Source organism: Enterobacter sp. K16B, assembly GCF_020216105.1.
In the GTDB taxonomy this organism is placed as follows: domain Bacteria; phylum Pseudomonadota; class Gammaproteobacteria; order Enterobacterales; family Enterobacteriaceae; genus Enterobacter; species Enterobacter sichuanensis.
In genome coordinates, this window is sequence record NZ_JAIWJZ010000065.1 from 1 (window position 1) to 264 (window position 264).

Genomic DNA, 264 nt, shown 5'->3' on the forward strand with positions numbered 1-264 from the left:
CTCAGCCGGGACATGAGGTCCTGTAATTCTGCCAGTTTCTGGGGTTTAGTATTGAGTTGATACTCTTTCATTCCCCCATTTAAATAATCGATCATGTCTTTCTTGTATTTGGGGTCCGATACATCCCTGATTTCAGATGTCAGGATGAATGCCACACCGTCAACGTACAGATGACCTTCCAGAATGCGCCCAAACCCCGCCACACTCTCATTTCTGTTGCGGTCAAAAATCACCGCATTATCACTCAGCCTGTATACCTGCTTG

General features: G+C 46.2%; 1 pseudogene. It reads right to left on the reverse strand.

Annotated elements, in window-relative coordinates:
* Positions 1–264: pseudogene (locus LDK53_RS13400) on the reverse strand (hypothetical protein); the annotation flags it as partial.